At 48.2% G+C, this 18,782-nt stretch carries 22 protein-coding genes; 11 read left to right on the top strand and 11 right to left on the bottom strand.

Annotated elements, in window-relative coordinates; genetic code table 11:
* Window positions 1-18: 18 nt before the first annotated feature.
* Both GEV47_RS04800 and GEV47_RS04795 read left to right on the top strand, forming a co-directional pair.
* Window positions 19-963, top strand: coding sequence for a tRNA dihydrouridine synthase (locus GEV47_RS04800; protein WP_153233527.1), 945 nt, complete (start codon window positions 19-21; stop codon window positions 961-963).
* A gap of 101 nt (window positions 964-1,064) precedes the next feature.
* Complete coding sequence (locus GEV47_RS04795; RefSeq protein WP_153233526.1) at window positions 1,065-2,666, top strand: ABC-F family ATPase; 1,602 nt, start codon at window positions 1,065-1,067, stop codon at window positions 2,664-2,666.
* An 87-nt stretch (window positions 2,667-2,753) separates the two neighbouring features.
* On the opposite strand, the gene GEV47_RS04790 is transcribed toward GEV47_RS04795, so the two are convergent.
* A complete protein-coding gene (locus GEV47_RS04790) occupies window positions 2,754-3,290 on the bottom strand; it encodes a hypothetical protein (protein WP_153233525.1) in 537 nt (178 codons plus the stop codon).
* A 212-nt stretch (window positions 3,291-3,502) separates the two neighbouring features.
* On the opposite strand from GEV47_RS04790, the gene nadA reads away from it, so the two are divergent.
* The 4 genes from nadA (at window position 3,503) to GEV47_RS04770 (ending at window position 6,860) form a co-directional block, all read left to right on the top strand.
* Window positions 3,503-4,651: a quinolinate synthase NadA gene (nadA, locus tag GEV47_RS04785; RefSeq protein ID WP_153233524.1), complete on the top strand. Its 1,149-nt coding sequence runs from the start codon at window positions 3,503-3,505 to the stop codon at window positions 4,649-4,651.
* On the top strand, window positions 4,648-5,547 hold the full coding sequence (nadC, locus tag GEV47_RS04780) for a carboxylating nicotinate-nucleotide diphosphorylase (protein ID WP_153233523.1): 900 nt from the start codon (window positions 4,648-4,650) through the stop codon (window positions 5,545-5,547). The genes nadA and nadC overlap by 4 nt, the downstream gene beginning before the upstream one ends.
* A gap of 120 nt (window positions 5,548-5,667) precedes the next feature.
* Window positions 5,668-6,195: an EF-hand domain-containing protein gene (locus GEV47_RS04775; RefSeq protein ID WP_228124558.1), complete on the top strand. Its 528-nt coding sequence runs from the start codon at window positions 5,668-5,670 to the stop codon at window positions 6,193-6,195.
* Window positions 6,192-6,860: a DUF3011 domain-containing protein gene (locus GEV47_RS04770; protein ID WP_153233521.1), complete on the top strand. Its 669-nt coding sequence runs from the start codon at window positions 6,192-6,194 to the stop codon at window positions 6,858-6,860. The genes GEV47_RS04775 and GEV47_RS04770 overlap by 4 nt, the downstream gene beginning before the upstream one ends.
* 48 nt (window positions 6,861-6,908) lie before the next feature.
* Here GEV47_RS04770 and GEV47_RS04765 read toward each other — a convergent pair whose 3' ends face one another.
* The 6 genes from GEV47_RS04765 to GEV47_RS04740 form a co-directional block, all read right to left on the bottom strand.
* The gene (locus GEV47_RS04765) at window positions 6,909-7,370 is read right to left on the bottom strand and encodes a ProQ/FINO family protein (RefSeq protein WP_153233520.1); all 462 of its coding nucleotides are present in this window, start codon (window positions 7,368-7,370) and stop codon (window positions 6,909-6,911) included.
* Window positions 7,371-7,648: 278 nt separating this feature from the next.
* A complete protein-coding gene (cydX, locus tag GEV47_RS04760) occupies window positions 7,649-7,819 on the bottom strand; it encodes a cytochrome bd-I oxidase subunit CydX (RefSeq protein WP_153233519.1) in 171 nt (56 codons plus the stop codon).
* A 43-nt stretch (window positions 7,820-7,862) separates the two neighbouring features.
* On the bottom strand, window positions 7,863-9,005 hold the full coding sequence (gene cydB / locus GEV47_RS04755; protein WP_153233518.1) for a cytochrome d ubiquinol oxidase subunit II: 1,143 nt from the start codon (window positions 9,003-9,005) through the stop codon (window positions 7,863-7,865).
* A complete protein-coding gene (locus GEV47_RS04750; RefSeq protein ID WP_153233517.1) occupies window positions 9,002-10,600 on the bottom strand; it encodes a cytochrome ubiquinol oxidase subunit I in 1,599 nt (532 codons plus the stop codon). The genes cydB and GEV47_RS04750 overlap by 4 nt, the downstream gene beginning before the upstream one ends.
* Window positions 10,587-10,874, bottom strand: coding sequence for a cytochrome oxidase putative small subunit CydP (gene cydP / locus GEV47_RS04745; protein WP_153233516.1), 288 nt, complete (start codon window positions 10,872-10,874; stop codon window positions 10,587-10,589). Before cydP ends, GEV47_RS04750 begins: the two co-directional genes overlap by 14 nt.
* Entirely contained in the window at window positions 10,871-11,542 is a 672-nt protein-coding gene (locus GEV47_RS04740) for a GbsR/MarR family transcriptional regulator (protein WP_153233515.1), read from the bottom strand. The genes cydP and GEV47_RS04740 overlap by 4 nt, the downstream gene beginning before the upstream one ends.
* A gap of 248 nt (window positions 11,543-11,790) precedes the next feature.
* On the opposite strand from GEV47_RS04740, the gene ppa reads away from it, so the two are divergent.
* Entirely contained in the window at window positions 11,791-12,333 is a 543-nt protein-coding gene (gene ppa / locus GEV47_RS04735) for an inorganic diphosphatase (protein WP_153233514.1), read from the top strand.
* A gap of 51 nt (window positions 12,334-12,384) precedes the next feature.
* On the opposite strand, the gene GEV47_RS04730 is transcribed toward ppa, so the two are convergent.
* Both GEV47_RS04730 and GEV47_RS04725 read right to left on the bottom strand, forming a co-directional pair.
* Entirely contained in the window at window positions 12,385-13,275 is an 891-nt protein-coding gene (locus GEV47_RS04730; protein ID WP_153233513.1) for an EamA family transporter, read from the bottom strand.
* Window positions 13,276-13,346: 71 nt separating this feature from the next.
* Window positions 13,347-14,534, bottom strand: coding sequence for a GNAT family N-acetyltransferase (locus tag GEV47_RS04725; protein WP_153233512.1), 1,188 nt, complete (start codon window positions 14,532-14,534; stop codon window positions 13,347-13,349).
* A gap of 154 nt (window positions 14,535-14,688) precedes the next feature.
* Between GEV47_RS04725 and GEV47_RS04720 the strand changes: the two genes are divergently transcribed.
* The 4 genes from GEV47_RS04720 to GEV47_RS04705 all read left to right on the top strand — a co-directional run bounded on the left by GEV47_RS04720 (window position 14,689) and on the right by GEV47_RS04705 (window position 17,531).
* Window positions 14,689-16,311 carry an NAD+ synthase gene (locus GEV47_RS04720; RefSeq protein ID WP_153233511.1) on the top strand — a complete coding sequence of 541 codons (1,623 nt, stop codon included), beginning with the start codon at window positions 14,689-14,691 and terminating at the stop codon, window positions 16,309-16,311.
* Window positions 16,312-16,376: 65 nt separating this feature from the next.
* Complete coding sequence (locus tag GEV47_RS04715; RefSeq protein ID WP_153233510.1) at window positions 16,377-16,715, top strand: P-II family nitrogen regulator; 339 nt, start codon at window positions 16,377-16,379, stop codon at window positions 16,713-16,715.
* A 17-nt stretch (window positions 16,716-16,732) separates the two neighbouring features.
* Window positions 16,733-17,056: a Dabb family protein gene (locus GEV47_RS04710; RefSeq protein ID WP_153233509.1), complete on the top strand. Its 324-nt coding sequence runs from the start codon at window positions 16,733-16,735 to the stop codon at window positions 17,054-17,056.
* 25 nt (window positions 17,057-17,081) lie between these two features.
* A complete protein-coding gene (locus GEV47_RS04705) occupies window positions 17,082-17,531 on the top strand; it encodes a PaaI family thioesterase (RefSeq protein ID WP_153233508.1) in 450 nt (149 codons plus the stop codon).
* Between the two features lie 23 nt (window positions 17,532-17,554).
* Here GEV47_RS04705 and GEV47_RS04700 read toward each other — a convergent pair whose 3' ends face one another.
* Together GEV47_RS04700 and GEV47_RS04695 are read right to left on the bottom strand one after the other, a co-directional pair.
* Complete coding sequence (locus tag GEV47_RS04700) at window positions 17,555-17,992, bottom strand: hypothetical protein (RefSeq protein WP_153233507.1); 438 nt, start codon at window positions 17,990-17,992, stop codon at window positions 17,555-17,557.
* Window positions 17,993-18,041: 49 nt separating this feature from the next.
* A complete protein-coding gene (locus GEV47_RS04695) occupies window positions 18,042-18,749 on the bottom strand; it encodes a UPF0149 family protein (RefSeq protein WP_153233506.1) in 708 nt (235 codons plus the stop codon).
* Window positions 18,750-18,782 lie beyond the last annotated feature (33 nt).

Genomic DNA, 18,782 nt, shown 5'->3' with positions numbered 1-18,782 from the left:
CCTTGGTTGGCAAAAAGTATGAAATTAGTATTAGCACCTATGGAGGGGTTGGCCGATCCCATCATGCGTGATGTGTTAACCAACATCGGCGGTATCGACGAATGCGTTACGGAATTTGTGCGTGTCACCGATACGCTGCTGCCTGATAAAGTTTTTTATCGCTTAAGCCCCGAACTAAAGCAGGGTAGCCGCACGCGCTCTGGCACTTTAGTCAACTTACAGTTGTTAGGTTCAGATCCGCATTGTCTGGCTGATAATGCGGTGAGGGCTGCCAGTTTGGGCGCGCCTGCCATTGATCTTAATTTTGGTTGCCCGGCACCTACCGTGAATCGTCATCGGGGCGGGGCAGTGCTGCTTGATGAGCCGGAAGTTATTTATGAGATTATCAAGGCGGTACGTACTGCAGTGCCTGCCAACACGCCGGTGACGGCTAAAATGCGCCTCGGTTATGCGGATAAATCGCGCGCTTTGGACTGCGCCTTAGCGATTGAAAGTGCCGGTGCAGCGCAACTTACAGTTCATGCCCGTACGAAAATCGAGGGTTATAAACCACCCGCGCATTGGGACTGGATCGCTCGTATTCGAGAGGTCGTCAAACTACCATTGGTCGCCAATGGCGAAGTGTGGACGGTTGCTGACTGGCATGGAATCCGTGCCGCCAGTGGCTGTGATACGGTGATGATAGGACGCGGTCTGGTGGCGTCCCCGGGATTGGCGCTGGCAATCAAAGCGGAAGGCACATCAGCACCGATAGGTTTGCCGGGCTGGACGCAGATATTACCTGTGTTGCAGGATTTCTTTGCTCAGTGCAGGCAGGTTGACAATCAGTACGCTGTGGGACGCTTGAAACAGTGGCTGGCACAACTGAAACGTACCTATCCGGAAGCGGTGCAATTGTTTGCGCTGATTAAGGCGGAGCGGCAGGCAGATGCCGTTCTGCATATATTGGATAGTCAGGGATAACAGCCCTCTTAAATGTGGTTGTGCGAATGTTGTATAATACTGCCCCATTACCTAACCCACTGATTTAATTAAATAAGTTTAAGAAAAGCGATACGAAAAAGATGCTCTCCACAGCAAATATCACGATGCAGTTTGGCGCTAAGCCTTTGTTTGAAAACATTTCCGTTAAGTTCGGCGATGGCAACCGCTATGGTTTGATTGGCGCCAACGGTTGCGGCAAATCGACCTTTATGAAAATATTGGGCGGCGATTTAGAGCCAAGCGCAGGTAATGTGATGCTCGATTCCGGAGAGCGTTTAGGTAAATTGCGCCAAGATCAATTTGCTTTTGAAGATATGCGCGTGCTCGATGTCGTGATGATGGGGCATACCGAAATGTGGGCGGCCGCCGCTGAGCGCGATGCGATTTATGCGAATCCTGAGGCGACAGACGACGATTACATGAAAGCCGCCGATCTCGAAGCGAGATTTGCTGAGTATGATGGTTATACCGCCGAAGCGCGTGCTGGTGAGTTGCTGCTGGGTGTCGGCGTCGCGATGGATCAACATCAAGGCCCAATGAGCAATGTCGCGCCGGGTTGGAAATTGCGCGTATTGCTGGCGCAGGCTTTGTTCTCGAATCCGGATATTCTGTTGCTCGACGAACCGACCAATAACCTCGATATCAACACCATTCGCTGGTTAGAAGATGTGCTGAATCAGCGCAATTCCACCATGATCATTATTTCCCATGATCGTCACTTTTTGAATCAGGTATGTACACACATGGCCGATATGGATTACGGCACATTGAAAGTGTATCCGGGTAATTACGATGACTACATGCTGGCTTCATCGCAAGCACGTGCGCAACAGTTATCTAACAACGCCAAGGCCAAAGATAAAGTCGCTGAGTTGCAAGAATTCGTGCGTCGTTTTTCTGCCAATAAATCGAAAGCGCGCCAGGCTACATCACGCGCCAAACAAATCGACAAAATCAAAGTTGAAGACATTAAGCCGTCTAGCCGCGCCAATCCATTCATCCGTTTCGATGGCGAGAAAAAACTTCACCGCTTGGCTGTAGATGTGCAAGGTATTAGCAAAGCATATGACCGTCCGTTATTCAAAAATTTCAACATCATGGTTGAAGCGGGTGAGCGTATCGCCATCATCGGCGCCAACGGCGCGGGTAAAACCACGCTATTGCGTAGCATCGGCGGGGAAGCTAACTGTGGTCTGGATGCCGATAGCGGTATGGTGAAATGGACCGATAATGCGGACGTTGGTTACATGCCGCAAGATCCTACCGAAAATTTTGCCACCGATAAAACACTGACCGATTGGATGGGCCAGTGGACTAAAGAAGGCGACGACGATCAAGCCGTACGTTCGATTTTGGGGCGTTTGCTGTTCAGTGGCGATGAAGTGAAAAAATCGGTGCAGGTATTGTCCGGTGGCGAAAAAGGCCGCATGACTTACGGTAAATTAATGTTGGGCCGTCACAATGTATTATTGATGGATGAACCAACGAATCATATGGATATGGAGTCGATCGAATCGCTCAATATCGCGTTGGATAAATATGCCGGCACGTTGATTTTCGTTTCACATGATCGTGAATTTGTTTCGTCATTGGCGACACGCGTATTGGAAGTCAAGGAAAATGAAGTGATTGATTTCCGCGGTTCGTATGAAGACTATTTGAATAGCCAAGGGATTGAATAATTCCCTGGAGTAGTTCTGAAAAATAAAAAAAGCGCACATATTAGTGCGCTTTTTTATTTTGGCTTTACTTCCCCTTCGCCGAGTTTGTTATTCCGCCGGCATTCCCATATAAAGTAACTGATCCAGCCTGTCACGCAGACTGCGAGTAGTTTCTTTGCCTTTTGCTTTCAATATTGCTTCTAAATAAATTGTGCGCAAAGCACGGAAATCGTCGACAGAACTAGCTTTTTCGACTTTCAGTTGCAAACTGTAGCCACGCAAACCGATCATGCTTTTGATGGTTTCGTTATAGAAGTTGTAGATAGCTTCATACTGGGTTTGACCTTCGGGCAGTATGGCCCTTGCTCTTGCGGCAGAGCTAATTTCAGTGGTCTCCTTCGTCTGCGTGATTGGCGAGACGCTTTCACTTAACTGAGGGGGCTGTTGTATTTGTATCATGCCAGCAGCTAACAACTCAGACAGATGTTCTTGCCCAAGACCAAGGCCGGCTACTTTGATCAGCAGCGCTTCCATGCTGGTCTTTCCGTCAACTAACAGCAATAATGTCCGTAATCGCGGCGCCAGATTGTTTCCGCGTAACAGTATTTCTTCGCGACCCCGTTCGGTTTTGTCAAAAAGTGTCATTCCCTGTACCCCTTTTTTTATAGGTTTCTTACCGGAAATAGTAAGGTAAATTTACCTTTATGGCAATATTTCAATATTGCAGCAGTGAATCAAGGTTCGCAGTAGAATTACTCTCCCGTATTTAATGCACATTCTTTTTATGGCAATGCGCCGATATCTATTGGCATTTTGTACCCACAACGTCTTTGCGTAACATCACACAGATCACTTCCATGCATTCTGAAATTATTAAAACTGTTGAATTTGAGCGCCCCATCATGTCACCGTTGTCTTCCGGTGCAAGTTGTACTGCACAAGCGTGGGCGCGCGTGCCAAGTACACCGACACCGCAGGAAAAAGAAGTTCTAAAAGCACGTATTAAGCGTTTACTAAAAGAGCAAAAGGCAGTGCTGGTGGCGCATTATTATGTCGATGCTGACCTACAAGATTTGGCCGAAGAAACCGGCGGCTGTGTATCTGACTCGTTAGAGATGGCGCGTTTTGGTCGTGATCATCCAGCCCAGACTTTAGTGGTCGCTGGTGTCAAATTTATGGGAGAGACTTCCAAAATTTTGAGCCCGCACAAACGCGTGCTGATGCCCGATCTGGATGCGACCTGTTCGCTTGATTTGGGCTGTCCTACCGATGAATTTACCGCCTTTTGTGATGCCCACCCAGATCGTACGGTCGTGGTGTATGCCAATACCAGTGCAGCTGTGAAAGCGCGGGCTGACTGGATGGTGACTTCTTCAATTGGTCTGGATATTGTCGCGCACCTGCATGCGCAAGGTAAAAAAATTCTCTGGGCACCGGATCGACATTTAGGTGGCTATATCCAGAAAAAAACCGGTGCGGATATGCTGTTGTGGCATGGATCATGTCTGGTGCATGATGAGTTCAAGGGGATAGAGTTAGGACTGCTGCGCCGTGAGCACCCGAATGCCAAAATTCTGGTGCATCCGGAATCGCCGCAAGATGTAGTGGATCAGGCTGATGTGGTTGGTTCGACTTCCCAATTAATCGCTGCTGCGCAAAACCTGGATGCGGATGAATTTATCGTTGCCACTGACAATGGTATCCTCCACAAAATGCGCATGGCGGCACCGGGAAAGCGTTTTATCGATGCACCTACCGCAGGCAACAGCGCAACTTGCAAAAGCTGTGCACATTGCCCTTGGATGGCGATGAACGGTTTGCAAAATCTGGCAGACGTGCTCGAATCTGGACGTAATGAAATTCATGTCGATGCTGATATTGGGCGCAAAGCGATTATCAGCATAGATCGCATGCTAAATTTTGCCGCTGACCGTAAAGCAAACACACGGCCAATCAGCGATTTATCAAAAGAAGAAAAACTGTTTTCAGGGATAGGACCAGCATGAGCGATGCAATCCACAGTGGCAGTACAAGTAGTAGTACATTAAAAAATCGCTTTGCGCCTTTCGATACTGCGCTGCAAGCGGCATTCCAAAATAATATTCGCGCTGCCATTACTGAAGATGTAGGGCGCGGCGATTTCACCGGCATGTTGGTGCCGGAAGATGGCATCGTGCAGGCGCGAGTAATCGTTCGTGAGAGCGCTGTCTTATGTGGCGCGCCGTGGTTTGAAGCAGTGATGCAGCAACTCGATGGTCGTATCCAGATAACCTGGCATTATGCCGAAGGCGACTTAATGCAAGCAGATAGCGAAGTGTGTCATATCAACGCACCCGGGCGCGCTTTGCTGACTGCGGAACGTACCGCACTCAACTTTTTGCAATTGCTGTCTGGTGTGGCGACGGCCACGCGTGACTATGTCAATCTGATCGCAGATACTGACGCGAAAATTCTCGACACGCGCAAGACATTACCAGGCTTACGCTTGGCGCAAAAATATGCGGTGCGCGTCGGCGGCGGCTACAATCAACGTCTGGCTTTGTACGACGGGATTCTTATTAAAGAGAATCACATCGCTGCTGCTGGCGGCATCAGCGCTGCCATGCGTGCGGCGCAGGATTTGCAAGCTGGCGTGACTATCCAGGTGGAAGTCGAAAGTCTGGCGCAACTTGAAGAAGCCTTGCTTGCAGGTGCGACTTCTGTTTTGCTCGATAACTTTAGTCTGGCCATGATGCGCGATGCGGTCACACTGACAGCTGGCAGAGCATTGCTGGAAGCTTCCGGTGGGATTAGTATGGATACCGTACGGGCGATTGCCGAAACAGGCGTCGATAGAATTTCGATTGGTAGCTTGACGAAAGATATCCGGGCGACGGATTATTCTTTGCGAGTGCTGGAATAAAGCAAACCGAACGAGGCAGGATGGGGGAAGCACAGCGTTACCCATCCTGCCTGATGTGATTTTTGCAGTTCCGACTAACGTTAGTTCTCATGGGGAAAAACGATGCAGATGCGGCTATGGATGAGATATACCAGCAGTTTCCTTTTCTCTCTTGTTATTGCAGCCTGTAGTCAAAATCCCATAACCACCGCTCCTCCAATTGCGGTCACCCAGGCGCCATCAGCGGATACGCTACCAGCATCGCCGCTGGCAACAGCGCCAACTGCCCCGGTAATCGTTCCTAGTCAACAAGAAGTCAAAGCAGAGCGCCGTTTTGATCGCTGGGATATTAATGGTGACGGCAAAATCACGCGCGAAGAATTCCGAATTGCGATGATCAAGCGTTTTTATAAGCGCGACAAAAACAAGAGCGGCAAGCTGAGCCCGGATGAAGTTGTCGCGTTACGGTTACCCGCTGGCGAGTTGCCAAAAGGGGGAATCACGGTTGCGCAATTTCAAGCTGCGGTGGATAGAGCTTTCGATCAACTTGATCTGAACCACGACGGTTTTATTACACGGGATGAATACGATCGGGTACGGCGTAGTCAAAAAAATACGATGCCGCTGCCGGCAGCAACTCAAACACAACCATCCGGGAGTCAGCCATGAATAACGTCGTGATGAGATTGCGTGCCTTATTTTTGTTGGGGATGGCGATACCTTCCATGCTGCTGGTGCCACAAATAGCCTATGCGCGAGGCGATATCAGTTGCTCCTCATATCGTGGTGGTACCAATACGTGTCGTGCTGATACGCGAAATGGCGTGCGTTTGAGTCGTCAATTGAGTCGCGCTCCTTGCCGTGAAAATGACACCTGGGGTTATGACCGCCGTGGTATTTGGGTTGCCAATGGTTGTGCAGCTGAATTCTCACTGGGACGGAGCGGCAGTGACGATAACACTGCTGGTATCTTGATTGGCGTTTTGGCTGCCGGTTTGATTGGTGCCGCAATACTTAATCAAAACGACAATAGCAATAATAATTCGGCAAACCAATCGGGTGATCAATACGTCCAGCGTGATGACAATCCGGCTGATTACGGCAATAACTTTGGTTACATGCCCCAAAATGCTTCCCAAGGCGGTAATGTGGTGCGCTGCGAGTCTGCTCTCGGTGGTGGTGTAGTACGTTGCCCGGCGAGCATCAGTCGCGCGGTGGAGGTCGCGCAGATGCTACCGGGAAGCTTCGAATGTAAATTTAAAGAGGCTTGGGGATATGATCAACAAGGCATCTGGGTTACCAGAGGATGCCGAGCCGATTTTCTGGTGAATTAATATCAATTCGACAAAGATACCAGGGCACGCCAGGTGGGGCCCTGTGTATTAATGCCGTGAGAACTTTTCAGCCAACTGACTTAATTTTTCAGTCCGTTGTCGCGCAGCTTCTTCTTCAGCTTTTTTAGCCTCTTCCGCCAAACGCTTCGCTTTACGTAGTTCTGCATCTTTCTTGAAGCGCGCTTTTAAAATTTCAGTGGCATAAGCACGATGTGTGTCGGTGATCTCATCGGCAGTGTTGCCATCAAGGTCGAATCGCACAGTAGCTTTTTCCATCACTTTTAAATAGCGCAAGGAATTAGTATGTATTCCCAATGCCATGCGCAAGACTTTACGGCTGATTTCAGGAAAGCGAGCGATCAATTGCTTATCTATACCGATGGCTAATGGCTGGTAATCACGGAAAACTGCAAATTGAGATTGAAAATCTTTCAACAAAGCCCGCGCATGTTGCGCTGGACTGGTAGGAGTATTTGGTGTGAGGTGAGTGATAGGACTGGGCGTATTCATCGACAACAAATTATATTTTTAATTACGGATTCGCGAGCATAGCACGTAGCAGTGCGGAATCGCGGACTGTAAAAATCTTTTTGCATCGTTGTGTCTTATTTTAATCTTAATACATAAAAATAGTGAGCAGTCACCTGTCAGCAGTGACAGTTTTTTAACTTTGTGGACGTCAGTGAAGATGACCGCAAGTAAAAACAGGATTTACCCAAATAAGATGGGTAAATCCTCATTAAAACTGACGTATCAATGCAAATGTATGAAGTGCGTTAGAACGGTACTTAATTTTTACGCGCTTTTACTTCCTCATCTCTTGCTGCGCTTTCAAAACGCTCGCGTGTCGTATCTTCATCGCGACTGCCAAAGGCGTAATTGGCTTCTAGCCACATGACATTAATGATGCCGAAAGCGAGCGCCAGGCCGACGCCTAAAATCCATGCGAAATACCACATTTGTTTCTCCTCTTAATTTGCATAGTTGGCTTGGCCAGCAAGCTTAGTAAGCAGTGTGTTCGTTATCGTGTATGTCTTTGCTGGTCACTTTGCCGCGCATTACGCGATATACCCAAGCGGTATAGAGCAAAATGATCGGTAGCATGACCACAACTACCCAGAACATAATGCCCAAGGTCTTATGGCTGGAAACTGCATCCCAGATCGTCAAGCTGCTGTTTGGGTCCAATGACGATGGCATGATGAACGGGAACAGTGATGTGCCCGCTGTCAAAATAATGCCAGTGACCGAGAGACCACTTGCGACAAATGCCAACCGCGCTTTATAGCCGAGACTAAAAATGATGGACAACAGTGCAGCGCCGATGCCAATGATAGGAAGAGCCCAGGTTGCCGGCCAGCGCGCATAATTATCCATCCAGGCACCGCTTACGGTTGTCACGGTTTTTGCAAGAGGCATAAATGCACTGTTCGCATCTGGCATAGAGGTAATGCGATAACCATGTATTCCCAAAGCGATCCAGAAGCCGCCAATCACAAATAAAACGATAGTCACCAAGGCCGCAACGATGGCAATTTTGCGAGCGCGTAAAGCGATGACATCATCAGTTTTTACTTGCAAGTAAGTTGCACCATGCATCACCAACATCGCCACGCTCAACAGGCCTGCCAACAAACCGAACGGATTAAGCAAATCGAAAAAGCCACCCGTGTATTCGACCCGCATGCTGGTGTCGTAATGGAATGGCACACCTTGCAGTAGGTTGCCGAATGCCACGCCGAAGATCAGCGGCGGTACAAAGCCACCGGCAAACAGCCCCCAATCCCAGAAACTGCGCCAGCGAGGATCTGTAATTTTGCTGCGATAGTCGAAGCCGACTGGACGGAAAAATAGCGAAAATAGCAGCAACATTAATGCCACATAAAAACCGGAAAACGCTGTCGCGTAAACCAAAGGCCACGCAGCAAATGTAGCGCCGCCAGCGGTGATAAACCAGGTTTGATTACCTTCCCAGGTGCTGCCGATGGAATTGATAACGACGCGGCGCTCGGTATCGGTTTTGCCGATGAAGGGCAACATGGCACCGACACCGAAATCAAAACCGCCAGTCAATGCCAGTCCAATCAGGAGTACACCGACAAAGCCCCACCAGATTACTTTTAAGGTTTCATAGTCAAAGATCATGATGGATTCCTCAAACTTGAATTGTTCATTTTGGTTTCTGTTTCTAACAGCTCCCAGTGATACTTCCCGGTATGTAAGCTAGATGGCCCTTTGCGTGCATATTTCACCATCAAGATCATTTCAACGATGAATAAGAAAGTGTAGAAACCAATGAAACCGATAAGACTGAAATACAAACTAGATGGTTGCAAAGTGGAGGCTGATAAATGGGTCGGCAAGATGCCGGAAATTGTCCATGGCTGACGACCGTATTCGGCGACGATCCAGCCCATTTCAGCCGCTACCCATGGCAATGGAATGCTATACAGCGCCAGACGTAACAACCAGCGTTGCGTTGCCAGTTTTTTGCGGATCAGGAAATAGAAGGATGCCGAGAAAATAAACAAGAACAAGAGTCCGAGAGCCACCATCAAACGGAAAGACCAGAACATCGGTGCGACTTTCGGAATAGTGTCATCCGCCGCCATCTTGATTTGTTCAGGGGTGGCATCGATCACATTGTTGGTATATTTTTTCAACAACAAGCCGTAGCCGAGATCATCTTTAACTTTGTCAAATGAGGCAACGGCTTCAGACGAAGTATCGCCAGATTTTAAGCGTGTGAGTGCCGCGTAGGCTTGCATACCGTTGCGGATGCGCACCTCATGCTCCTGCTTTAAATCCTGAATGCCTGTTATTTCTTTATCGAACGAACGCGTGCCGATGATCCCCAGTACATAGGGAATCTTGAACGCATAATCGGTGCGTTGTTCTTTCTCATTGGGCCAACCGAAGACGGTGATACCAGCAGGAGCCGGTTCCGTATGCCATTCGGCTTCCATCGCCGCCATTTTTACTTTATTCACTTCACCGGCGGTGTAACCTGATTCATCGCCGAGTACGATGACTGACAAAGTGGAGGCCAGACCAAAGCCCGCAGCAATCGCAAATGAGCGTAAAGCAAATGCAGTGTCGCGCCCTTTTAACAGATAGAAAGCGGAAATGCCGAGTACGAACATCGATGCGGTCACGTAGCCAGCTGAAAGTGTATGAACAAACTTAACTTGCGCGACCGGATTGAAAATGACATCAATGATGCTGGTCAATTCCATCCGCATGGTGGCGTAATTGAATTCTGCGCCGACTGGGTTATTCATCCAGCCATTGGCGATCAAAATCCACATCGCAGATAAGCTGGAACCAAGAGCCACTAAAAAAGTGACAAGCAAATGCTGTACTTTCGATAGCCGATCCCAGCCAAAGAAAAACAAACCAACGAAGGTAGATTCCAGGAAGAAGGCCATCATGCCTTCGATCGCCAACGGCGTGCCGAAGATATCACCAACATAGTGCGAGTAGTACGACCAGTTGGTACCAAACTGGAATTCCAGCGTGATACCGGTAGCAATTCCCATTGCAAAATTAATCCCGAACAACTTGCCCCAGAAGCGCGTCATATCTTTATAGATAGGGCTGCCAGTCATCACATACACAGACTCCATGATGACCAGGATCCAGGCGAGGCCGAGTGTGAGTGGGACAAACAGGAAATGGAACATTGCAGTGGCGGCAAATTGCAGCCGCGATAAAGCAACGACTTCATCAATTGGAATCATGTGAGGCCTCAGAAGTGATGACGGAAGGACGAGTGGATGATGCTGGTTTGATTGCGGGGGAGGATGGGCTCAAAAAATGCTGCTCAACCAGATTGGTTGGCATGCGCATTTTTTTGACTTGTGGCTGCGAGAAGCAAAGCTTCCAAAGCACGAACAGCAGGGCGATCTTTACTACTAATATCAACGCGATTTCCAGCGCTAAAGGCAAGCGGGTCAGGCGCTTATAGTGCTTTATATGTGGCACTCTTAGTTTCGGCAAAGTGAAAGACGTCATTCATCCTCCTTCGGTTGCGCTACTTGAGTTTCGGTTTGAGTTGTTGAGTCTTCCTTGCTACCTTTTCTCTTGTTTTCGTTGCTTTTATTGCTTGTTAGTCGGAACTTATCACGAATATCTAATAATGTGCCAACTTTAGACCCCATTTTCATCAACGATGCCAGGGTTTCGGGCGATAAACGCTGCACATCATCAAACCATGCACTGGATAATTCGATCAAATCATACATCTCACGCATGCGCTGCTGAGCCAGTTTGTCGGACTCTGATGACGCATTTTCTAACAATGCATCGCGCAACATGGACAGCGTAGGCTCAATTTCGCGGCGGCGGCGTTCTTCCAGCAAAGCCTTGAAAATATCCCAGATATCTTTAGGCGGTTCGAAATATTCACGGCGATCACCGGGTTGATGCAGCAATTTGACTAAGCGCCATGATTGCAATTCTTTCAGGCCCATACTGACGTTTGAGCGCGAAAAGGTCAGATGTTCGGCAATTTGATCGGCATTCAAAGGCTGTCCGAGAATGTAGAGCAAAGCATAAATTTGACCAACTGTGCGATTGATGCCCCAACGGCTACCCATTTCACCGAAATGTGAGATGAAGCGCTGGGCGAGGGGCGTCAGTGGTACTAGTGGAGCGATGGGTGGGCTGGATGAATTTGGCATGTTCAAAGTCGCGATCTGGATATTTTCAATTTTCAGTAATTACTGAAATATAAGATATATCAAGAATATCCGCAAGAAAAAAATTGTCATTTTGAAATTCTTTAATCGAGGGAAGTAGAATTTGGTCGTTCTGGGCGATGTTTTTCCCGCACGAACCTTATGTACCTTGTTCCAATTGTGGTTCCCTGCTTGAACCATCCGTTATAATTTCGCGTTAGTTTATTTTTTACCTTTTGCGAGAGCACATTATGAGTTTGAACGACGTCTCCTCCGGCCGCGACCTGCCAAATGATTTCAATGTCATCATCGAAATTCCGATGAATGCTGATCCGATCAAATACGAAGTAGACAAAGAGTCCGGCGCGATTTTTGTTGATCGCTTTATGGGTACGGCGATGCACTATCCGTGCAACTACGGTTATATCCCGCAAACACTGTCACCGGATGGCGATCCGGTTGATGTATTGGTGATTACGCCGTTCCCGTTAATTCCAGGCGTCGTAGTGCGCTGCCGTCCTATCGGCGTGATGAAGATGACGGACGAATCTGGTGAAGATGCCAAATTGTTGGCCGTACCAGTCGATAAAGTGCTGAGCATTTATTCGCACTGGCAAAAACCAGAAGATTTAAACGAATTGCGCTTGCGCCAAATCCAGCATTTCTTTGAACATTACAAAGATCTGGAAAAAGGCAAATGGGTCAAGATCGATGGCTGGTATGGTCCTGAAGTGGCAAAAGAAGAAATTTTGTCAGGTGTGGCAGCGTACAAGAAAACGCTGGAAGCGAAATAATTTGCTCGGCACCAAAAATAAAAAAACGCACTTCGGTGCGTTTTTTTATGATCATTGGTCTGGCTTTGATAAATTGAGAAAACGCATTGCATGTCCACCAAATTGATTCAGAACCAATCCTGTCAGTACCAATACACCGGCAACAATCTTCCACCATTCCAGCGGTTCGCCCAATACCAACGCTGCGCTCAGCATGCCGACCACAGGCACTAATAATGAAAATGGTGCGATGGTGGCCGTGGGGTATTTGCGCATCAAAATCGCCCAGATGCCGAAACCTAATATCGTGTTGGGATAGGCTTGAAACAAAATGGTGCCGGCCGAAAGCCATGTCACATTGTTGGCAGCAATTGCCCAGTTAGATGTGCCTTCCAACAGAAATGAAACCAATAGCAATGGTGGTATCGCAATCAATGAACCCCACACCACTAAGGAGAGCGGATTAACTTTACCCATGCGCTTGGTGACGATATTGGCACTGGCCCAACTGAGACCGGCAATCACGACTAGCAAAAAGCCGATGAGCGTCGCCGTGGCATTGATATGCGTGGCGACTACCACCATGCCAGTCAATGCGATAAATGCACCCAATAGCTGTGCAATGCGTGGTCGCTCTCCCAGAATGACTACCGCCAATCCTATCGTGAAAAAAGCTTGCAATTGAATCACTAGCGAGGCTAAGCCTGCAGGAAAGCCCAGCTTCATTCCATAAAATAACAAAGAAAATTGCACGGCGAATTGGAATAATCCATAGGCAATCAGCATGCGCCAGGGAATCGCCGGACGTTTGATAAAAAACGCCAACGGTAATGCCGCAAAAGTAAATCGCAACACCGAAAATAATATCGGCGGAAAACTGCCTAAGCCGACTTTAATCACGACAAAATTAAAGCCCCAAATCGTGACTGTGAGTAATGCTAATAAGATGTCGGTGGCTTGCATGAGTTAGGCGTTGTGATTGAGCGATGGTGTTGAGGAGTGTTGCTAGCAACGGGAAATGCATCATATCAAGTCTACGTATTTTCTCCGGGGTTTTCTCCCGCTTTAAATGGATTTCTATCACTCAATTCATCCATATACGCCGTGATGCCATGTGTTTCGCGCTCAAGAAAGCGCGACACCGCGGTAGAAAATTCAGTGTGTGCCAGCCAATGCGCCGACCAGGTTTTTTGCGGCAAAAATCCCCGTGCCATTTTGTGTTCGCCTTGTGCACCACCTTCAAAGCAAGCAATTTTCTGTGCGATACAAAATTCCAATGGCTGGTAATACGCGGTTTCAAAATGCAGGCAAGGCACTTCTTCGATCGCTCCCCAATAACGACCATACAAGGTCTGCTCTGTATGAATTAACAGCGATGAAGCAATTGGATGGCCGTCACGTTCTGCCACGATCAACAAAATATTCTGCGGCATGCTCGCGCCGATACGCTGAAAGAAGTCCAGATTCAAATAGGGCGTGGAACGGTGTGCCAGATAGGTATTGGAATAGCAGCGGTTGAAAAAATGCCAATCCTCTTTTGTCGCATCAATACCGCGCACATGACGGAAGGTGACCCCGGCATCGGCCACTTTGCGACGCTCAGCAAGAATGTTTTTACGCTTCTTGCGTTCCAGGGTAGCGAGAAATTCGTCAAACGTGCGATAACCAGGATTGAGCCAATGAAATTGCACTCCGCTACGCAGCATGAATCCCGCTTGTTGTAGCATTTCCGCTTGCTCGGCTGGCGGATACAAAATATGGGTGGAGGAGGTCTGACTGTCGGTGCGTACGCTTTTTAATACATCGATCAACGCTGTACGCGCCGCGGTATCGCGCGCCAACAAACGTCCGCCGGTCACGGGTGTGAACGGAATCGCAGAAAGTAATTTTGGATAGTATTCCAGTCCATTGCGTTGATAAGCATCTGCCCAAGCCCAATCGAACACGTATTCGCCGTAGGAGTGATATTTAACGTACAACGGCAAAGCGGCTAGCAGGGTTTTTTCTGATTCGTCCCACAGCGTCAGATATTGCGGTTGCCAGCCGGATTTTTCAGAGGCGCAGCCGCTTTCATGCAAGGCATGCAGAAAGCTGAATGATAAAAAGGGATTGGCGTCATCACCTTGCAAACTCAATAATTCATCCCAGGCGACTTGACCGACGTCGGACAAAGATGAAATAACACGCGACGTAGTTTTTTTGTTATGTTGATTGGCTGGCATTATTCGGTGAAAAATGAGTGGAAATCAGGAGAAAATGACGTGTTGAGTATGTTTGCTTAGTGACCATATCTGATTTTCAATCATAAAACAAACGATACCCATGCGATAATTATCAATCTGATCTGTAGCTTAACTAACCCTCATTTCTATCATCATGACAGTCAAAGTCGCCATCGCTCAAATCAATAGCACCGTCGGAGATATCGCCGGTAATCGCGCCAGAATCGTTGCGTTTTCTCGCCGTGCTGCGGCGCAGGGCGCGGACATCGTTGTCACGCCAGAGTTATCACTGGTTGGTTATTCGCCAGAGGACTTATTGCTGCGTGAAAGTTTTTACGATAAAACTGCAGAAGGATTGGTGGCGTTGACCGCTGAGCTGGCCGATTTACGCGATGTCCATGTATTAGTAGGGCATCCAACGCTGCGGGACGGTTTACGTTTTAATGCAGCGTCTGTCATCGTTAATGGCGCGGTGTTGGGTACATATTGCAAATATGAATTGCCGAACGATGCCGTGTTTGATGAGAAACGTTATTTCTCTTCGTCCGACGTGCCATTTGTATTCGAGGTCAAAGGCGTGCGTTTTGGCGTGAACATTTGTGAAGATACGTGGTTTTCGCATGCACCGGCGCGTGCGCGTGCTGCGGGTGCGCAGGTATTGTTAGTACCGAACGGTTCGCCGTATCACATGCATAAGCAGCAACTGCGCTATGACGTGATGCGTGCCAATGTGACTAGCCAGGGTTTGTCGTTGGTATTTACGAATTTGGTTGGTGGTCAGGATGAATTGATTTTTGACGGAAATTCATTTGTTTTAGATCAGCAAGGGCAGGTGAAGGCGCAGCTTTCACATGCGCAGGAAGATTTGCAGGTCATCGAGTTTGACGGCGCGACGCCACTTGCCAGTTCAACATCAGGCATCACACCAACTTTATCGTTGGAGGCCCAAGTGTATCAAGCCCTGGTCTTGGGGGTGCGCGATTATATCGGTAAGAATGGCTTCCCTCATGTGCTGCTGGGTTTGTCCGGTGGCGTTGATTCGGCGTTGGTATTGGCGATTGCCGTTGATGCGTTGGGTGCGGATAAAGTGCGTTGCATCATGATGCCTTCACCGTATACTGCGGAAATTTCGTGGGTTGATTCGCGTGATATGGTGGCGCGACTGGGTGTGCGCTATGATGAAATTTCGATTAATAACTGCTTTAGCGCGTTCAAAAATACGCTGGCAACAGAATTTCAGGGTTTGGCCGAAGATACTACCGAAGAAAATATTCAGGCACGGATACGTGGCACACTGCTAATGGCTTTGTCGAATAAATATGGCTCTATCGTCCTGACCACAGGTAACAAGAGTGAGATGGCAGTTGGTTATTGCACACTGTATGGTGACATGGCGGGTGGCTTTGCGGTGATCAAGGATATTGCCAAAACACTGGTGTATCGTTTGTGCGCTTATCGCAATACGTTGTCGGAAGTGATTCCTACGCGGATTCTGACTCGGCCGCCATCAGCTGAATTGCGGCCCGATCAGGTCGATCAGGACTCATTGCCACCGTATGAAGTGTTGGATGGCATTATGCAAATGTACATGGAAGAAAATCGCAGTATTGCTGAAATTGAAGCTGCCGGTTATAACAGTGCAGATATAGCCCGCATCACGCGTTTGATTAAAATTAACGAATACAAGCGTCGTCAGGCACCAGTCGGTTGTCGCGTCACCCATCGTGCTTTTGGGCGCGATTGGCGTTATCCGATTACGTCGAAATTTTCAGAGTAAATCATTGCTTGCATTTTCTGCATTTACTCAATACGTCACTAAATACGCAACTAAGGGAGATTCATATGAAGCAAATTACCGCCATTATTAAACCGTTCAAGTTGGATGAAGTACGCGAAGCGCTGGCAGAGGTGGGCGTTACTGGTTTGACGGTGACTGAAGTGAAAGGTTTTGGCCGTCAGAAAGGACATACAGAACTGTATCGCGGCGCTGAATATGTGGTCGATTTTTTGCCAAAAGTAAAAGTGGAATTGATCATCGATGACGCGATTGTTGATCAGGCGGTTGATGCCATCATCAAAGCCGCGCGTACCGGCAAGATCGGCGACGGCAAGATTTTTGTGCAAAACATGGAGCAGGTGATACGTATCCGTACTGGTGAAACCGGCGCTGAAGCAGTCTAATCTAAAGGACTATGGAAATGACACTATCTTCGAAGGAAACGCTGAAACACATCGTCATGTGGAAACTGAAAGACCATGCGGAAGGTGCCGACAAAGCGACCAATGCGGTTAAAGTCAAAGCATTGCTCGATAGTTGTGCCAATGTGGTGCCCGGCATTATCAAGTTTGAAGCAGTGATTGCGCAGGAAGGATTGGAATCCACTTGCGATGTCATCTTGTATTCAGAATTTGATTCACGTGCAGCACTGGATGCTTATCAAGAACATCCTAAGCATGTGGCGATCAAACCCTTCGTCGGCGCAGTGCGCGAATCGCGGCAAGCGATAGACTACTACAGCTAATTCTTCAATTTCTCTGCCTTCATTCATGTTTCCCAACCACGTTTTCCCGCTAGATAATCCATTTTTAAAATACCTGGGCGTCGAATACGTGGCCATGGGCGAAGGTACGGCGCAATTGAAACTGGCATTGCAACCGCATCACATGAATAGCTGGCAAGTGACGCATGGTGGCGTGTCGATGACCATGCTGGATGTGGCCATGGCATTGGCGGGCCGTTCACTCTATCCAGAAGCCGAAGCGGCAATTACCGTCGAGATGAAAACCAGTTTCTTGCAACCTGGTGGCTGTTCTGGCGACAATATCATTGCCAACGGCAAAGCTTTTTACCGTTCAACCACTATGTGTTTTTGCGAGGCTGAATTATGGCAAGGCGATAAGCTGGTTGCCAAGGCGATGGGCACGTTTAAGTATATGAAGAAGATACCGCGCAGACGCAAGATTGCACTTGCGTCTGACGGCGCGGCTGATGCTTGATGAGCTTGATCAGGCTTGACGATTTAGTTTTTCTCTTGCACGCGCATCAATGGGCCAAAGCAAGCATGAAGTGATTCATCCTCGCACATCAGGAACATATCGGCAGAGGGAGAAAACTGCAGATAGTAAGTACTCTTGGTCCCAGCTGACAAAAAATTGCCGGAGCAGTCTGCCTTACCATTGTTGCTGGTGACGGTATTGACCAACTTGTAGAAGCCTTTTTTGCTAGGCTTGGCAGATATCTCGTAGGCGCTTTCAGCCAGTTCATCATCACTGACGATAGACGTAGTCCCGTTTGGATGGACCTTGTACGTTTCCACGCATCCCTTGCCAGGAAATGCAAAAGCCCAAGTGCCGACATAAGGATGCTTTGCAGCAGGCTGAGGCGGTGGACTTGCATACGTAGATGACATCGCTAACAGCAGCAGCGAAAAACAGGTCGTGATTTTTGTGATGCGCAAGTGAGAACTCCTCGTTTGTTATTTACAAGCTATGAGAGTGTTGTTTAGCTCAATCTTCAACTGACCCGGCACCACAGCACTTCTTGAATTTTTTTCCACTGCCACAACCACATAAATCATTGCGTCCTACTTTAGGTGTTTCGCGTTGTATGGTTTTGACCGCGGATTTGCGATTGGGTAACCAGTAGCGATAAATTTCTGGAATCGCTGCTTCGACTTCTATCGTCAATTTATGAAGTTGCATCGCATCTTGACTACTCAGTGTTTCCTCGTTATCTGATTCCTCAGCCGCTTTCTCAGCCAGCAAGCGTATCGGTTCTACGACGGTGGCCAGATTGGAGCTCCAGATTGGCTCCCATGCTTGCGCACGCAAGTTCACGCCTTCCATGAAGCCTAGCGACCATGCTTCGCCATCGAGTAACGGTTTGCCTTCGTGTTCAAATTCACAAAACAAGGGCTCGTATTCTTTTGGTGCCACTTCTAGCGTGACCGCGATTTCGTTCATGAAACGCGCGATCAGGCCGACGATACGCTCAAATTCTTTATCGTTTTTGAACTTCGGTGCGTCTTTCAGCGTTGGTCCCCATACAAACGGCAACCACTCGCCTAATAAAATTTGCTCCGGTCCGATGACCAGCGCGGTCAAATAGCCGTGCAGAATATCCATCGTCATGCTTTCTTCGCCACAGCGATCAGAAAGCAAAAAGTCATCTAATTCGTCAAATTCTTTATCTGATAGCGGTTCGTCAAGTTCCATGGTGATGCCTTTAAATGTGAAGTATGGGGGATT

The sequence above is a fragment of the Glaciimonas soli genome (assembly GCF_009497155.1).
Lineage (GTDB): Bacteria > Pseudomonadota > Gammaproteobacteria > Burkholderiales > Burkholderiaceae_D > Glaciimonas > Glaciimonas soli.
The sequence above is the reverse complement of the archived record's forward strand: the minus strand, read 5'-3'. Positions and strand labels throughout refer to the sequence as shown.

Coding starts and splice junctions, on each gene's coding strand:
- GEV47_RS04725 (WP_153233512.1), bottom strand. CDS start 14,534: ATGCCAGCCAATCAACATAACAAAAAAACTACGTCGCGTGTTATTTCA.
- nadC (WP_153233523.1), top strand. CDS start 4,648: ATGAGCGATGCAATCCACAGTGGCAGTACAAGTAGTAGTACATTAAAA.
- GEV47_RS04740 (WP_153233515.1), bottom strand. CDS start 11,542: ATGCCAAATTCATCCAGCCCACCCATCGCTCCACTAGTACCACTGACG.
- cydP (WP_153233516.1), bottom strand. CDS start 10,874: ATGACGTCTTTCACTTTGCCGAAACTAAGAGTGCCACATATAAAGCAC.
- GEV47_RS04710 (WP_153233509.1), top strand. CDS start 16,733: ATGACACTATCTTCGAAGGAAACGCTGAAACACATCGTCATGTGGAAA.
- GEV47_RS04705 (WP_153233508.1), top strand. CDS start 17,082: ATGTTTCCCAACCACGTTTTCCCGCTAGATAATCCATTTTTAAAATAC.
- GEV47_RS04795 (WP_153233526.1), top strand. CDS start 1,065: ATGCTCTCCACAGCAAATATCACGATGCAGTTTGGCGCTAAGCCTTTG.
- GEV47_RS04715 (WP_153233510.1), top strand. CDS start 16,377: ATGAAGCAAATTACCGCCATTATTAAACCGTTCAAGTTGGATGAAGTA.
- GEV47_RS04765 (WP_153233520.1), bottom strand. CDS start 7,370: ATGAATACGCCCAGTCCTATCACTCACCTCACACCAAATACTCCTACC.
- GEV47_RS04775 (WP_228124558.1), top strand. CDS start 5,668: ATGAGATATACCAGCAGTTTCCTTTTCTCTCTTGTTATTGCAGCCTGT.
- GEV47_RS04750 (WP_153233517.1), bottom strand. CDS start 10,600: ATGATTCCAATTGATGAAGTCGTTGCTTTATCGCGGCTGCAATTTGCC.
- GEV47_RS04720 (WP_153233511.1), top strand. CDS start 14,689: ATGACAGTCAAAGTCGCCATCGCTCAAATCAATAGCACCGTCGGAGAT.
- GEV47_RS04695 (WP_153233506.1), bottom strand. CDS start 18,749: ATGGAACTTGACGAACCGCTATCAGATAAAGAATTTGACGAATTAGAT.
- GEV47_RS04800 (WP_153233527.1), top strand. CDS start 19: ATGAAATTAGTATTAGCACCTATGGAGGGGTTGGCCGATCCCATCATG.
- cydX (WP_153233519.1), bottom strand. CDS start 7,819: ATGTGGTATTTCGCATGGATTTTAGGCGTCGGCCTGGCGCTCGCTTTC.
- GEV47_RS04790 (WP_153233525.1), bottom strand. CDS start 3,290: ATGACACTTTTTGACAAAACCGAACGGGGTCGCGAAGAAATACTGTTA.
- ppa (WP_153233514.1), top strand. CDS start 11,791: ATGAGTTTGAACGACGTCTCCTCCGGCCGCGACCTGCCAAATGATTTC.
- nadA (WP_153233524.1), top strand. CDS start 3,503: ATGCATTCTGAAATTATTAAAACTGTTGAATTTGAGCGCCCCATCATG.
- GEV47_RS04770 (WP_153233521.1), top strand. CDS start 6,192: ATGAATAACGTCGTGATGAGATTGCGTGCCTTATTTTTGTTGGGGATG.
- GEV47_RS04730 (WP_153233513.1), bottom strand. CDS start 13,275: ATGCAAGCCACCGACATCTTATTAGCATTACTCACAGTCACGATTTGG.
- cydB (WP_153233518.1), bottom strand. CDS start 9,005: ATGATCTTTGACTATGAAACCTTAAAAGTAATCTGGTGGGGCTTTGTC.